Below are 3127 nucleotides of genomic sequence, written 5' to 3' on the forward strand. Positions count from 1 at the left end.
TTTTGTTCGCTCAAAACTGAATCTGTAAGTCGTCTACCATTCCATCATACAATCTTATATCCATTGGATAAGTCCTCGACCGATTAGTACTAGTCCGCTCCATACATCGCTGCACTTCCACTTCTAGCCTATCTACCTGATCGTCTCTCAGGGGTCTTACTATCTTAAAGATATGGGAAATCTCATCTTGAGGAGGGCTTCACGCTTAGATGCTTTCAGCGTTTATCCCATCCACACATAGCTACCCAGCGATGCTCTTGGCAGAACAACTGGTACACCAGCGGTGTGTCCATCCCGGTCCTCTCGTACTAAGGACAGCTCCTCTCAAATTTCCAACGCCCGCGACGGATAGGGACCGAACTGTCTCACGACGTTCTGAACCCAGCTCGCGTACCGCTTTAATGGGCGAACAGCCCAACCCTTGGGACCGACTTCAGCCCCAGGATGCGATGAGCCGACATCGAGGTGCCAAACCTCCCCGTCGATGTGAACTCTTGGGGGAGATAAGCCTGTTATCCCCAGGGTAGCTTTTATCCGTTGAGCGATGGCCCTTCCATGCGGAACCACCGGATCACTAAGCCCGACTTTCGTCCCTGCTCGACTTGTAGGTCTCGCAGTCAAGCTCCCTTCTGCCTTTACACTCTACGAATGATTTCCAACCATTCTGAGGGAACCTTTGGGCGCCTCCGTTACATTTTAGGAGGCGACCGCCCCAGTCAAACTGCCCGACTGACACTGTCTCCCGACCGGATTACGGTCGCGGGTTAGAGTGGCCATGTCACAAGGGTAGTATCCCACCAGCGCCTCCACCGAAACTAGCGTTCCGGCTTCAATGGCTCCTACCTATCCTGTACATGTCACACAGACACTCAATATCAACCTGCAGTAAAGCTCCATGGGGTCTTTCCGTCCTGTCGCGGGTAACCAGCATCTTCACTGGTACTACAATTTCACCGAGTCTCTCGTTGAGACAGTGCCCAAATCGTTACGCCTTTCGTGCGGGTCAGAACTTACCTGACAAGGAATTTCGCTACCTTAGGACCGTTATAGTTACGGCCGCCGTTTACTGGGGCTTCAATTCGTACCTTCGCTAATGCTAAGCACTCCTCTTAACCTTCCAGCACCGGGCAGGCGTCAGCCCCTATACGTCATCTTTCGATTTAGCAGAGACCTGTGTTTTTGATAAACAGTCGCTTGGGCCTATTCACTGCGGCTGACCAAATGGTCAGCACCCCTTCTCCCGAAGTTACGGGGTTATTTTGCCGAGTTCCTTAACGAGAGTTCGCTCGCTCACCTTAGGATGCTCTCCTCGACTACCTGTGTCGGTTTGCGGTACGGGTTGTTTGTATCTAACTAGAAACTTTTCTTGGCAGTGTGACGTCAGCAGCTTCGGTACTATATTTCCCTCCTCATCACAGCTTGTCTTTAACACGAAGCATTTCACTCTGTGTCAGACTCACTGCTTGAACACGAATCCAATAACGTGCTCTGCTTAGCCTCCTGCGTCCTTCCTTTGGTCAAACAATACAAACAAGTACAGGAATCTCAACCTGTTGTCCATCGCCTACACCTTTCGGTCTCGGCTTAGGTCCCGACTAACCCTGGGAGGACGAGCCTTCCCCAGGAAACCTTAGTCATACGGTGGACGGGATTCTCACCCGTCTTTCGCTACTCATACCGGCATTCTCACTTCTAAGCGCTCCACAAGTCCTCTCGATCTTGCTTCTCTGCCCTTAGAACGCTCTCCTACCATATCCATGCGGATATCCACAGCTTCGGTGTTCAGTTTAGCCCCGGTACATTTTCGGCGCAGGGTCACTCGACTAGTGAGCTATTACGCACTCTTTAAATGATGGCTGCTTCTGAGCCAACATCCTAGTTGTCTAAGCAACCCCACATCCTTTTCCACTTAACTGAAACTTTGGGACCTTAGCTGGTGGTCTGGGCTGTTTCCCTTTCAACTACGGATCTTATCACTCGCAGTTTGACTCCCGGATTAAAATATTTGGCATTCGGAGTTTATCAGATTTCGGTAATCCTAGATGGACCCCTAGATCAAACAGTGCTCTACCTCCAATATTCATCATCCGAGGCTAGCCCTAAAGCTATTTCGGAGAGAACCAGCTATCTCCAAGTTCGATTGGAATTTCTCCGCTACCCACACGTCATCCCCGCCTTTTTCAACAGACGTGGGTTCGGGCCTCCAGTGCGTTTTACCGCACCTTCACCCTGCACATGGGTAGGTCACTTGGTTTCGGGTATACGACTACATACTCGACGCCCTATTCAGACTCGCTTTCGCTATGGCTCCGTTTCTTCAACTTAACCTTGCATGCAATCGTAACTCGCCGGTCCGTTCTACAAAAAGTACGCCATCACCCATTAACGGGCTCTGACTGCTTGTAAGCGCACGGTTTCAGGTACTATTTCACTCCCCTTCCGGGGTGCTTTTCACCTTTCCCTCACGGTACTGGTTCACTATCGGTCACTAGGGAGTATTTAGCCTTGGGAGATGGTCCTCCCGGATTCCGACGGAATTACACGTGTTCCGCCGTACTCAGGATACAGACTAGCGTTATTGATCTTTCGTCTACGGGATTGTCACCCTCTGTGATTGGCCTTCCCATGCCATTCGACTAAATCTTTAACTACATATCGTCTGTCCTACAACCCCAAAGAGCAAGCTCTTTGGTTTGGGCTCTTTCCGTTTCGCTCGCCGCTACTCAGGAAATCGAATTTTCTTTCTCTTCCTACAGGTAATGAGATGTTTCAGTTCCCTGCGTCTTCCTCTCAAACTACTATGTATTCGTAGTTGAGTAATTGCCTATCAAAGCAATTGGGTTTCCCCATTCGGAAATCTCCGGATCAAAGCTTACTTACAGCTCCCCGAAGCATATCGGTGTTAGTCCCGTCCTTCATCGGCTCCTAGTGCCAAGGCATCCACCGTGCGCCCTTATTCACTTAACCATTGGTTAAGTTGTATGATTCGCGAAAAGTAATTTGCTTACTTTTATTGGTTTTTTTACTCTTGGTAAAATTGGAATTTCTTATATTAATTATCTCCTGGTAGAAAATAATTAAATAAGAGGTTTATTACTTACAGTATTCAGTTTTCAAAGAACAAAAT

The 3127-nt window shown here is 49.0% G+C and carries 1 rRNA gene; it reads right to left on the reverse strand.

The annotated features are described in order from the left end of the window. Positions 1 to 63: 63 nt before the first annotated feature. Positions 64 to 2967: ribosomal RNA gene (locus tag AC973_RS09115) — 23S ribosomal RNA — on the reverse strand. Between the last annotated feature and the right edge of the window lie 160 nt (positions 2968 to 3127).

Source organism: Carnobacterium sp. 1290_CSPC, assembly GCF_001053265.1.
In the GTDB taxonomy this organism is placed as follows: Bacteria; Bacillota; Bacilli; order Lactobacillales; family Aerococcaceae; genus Aerococcus; species Aerococcus urinaeequi.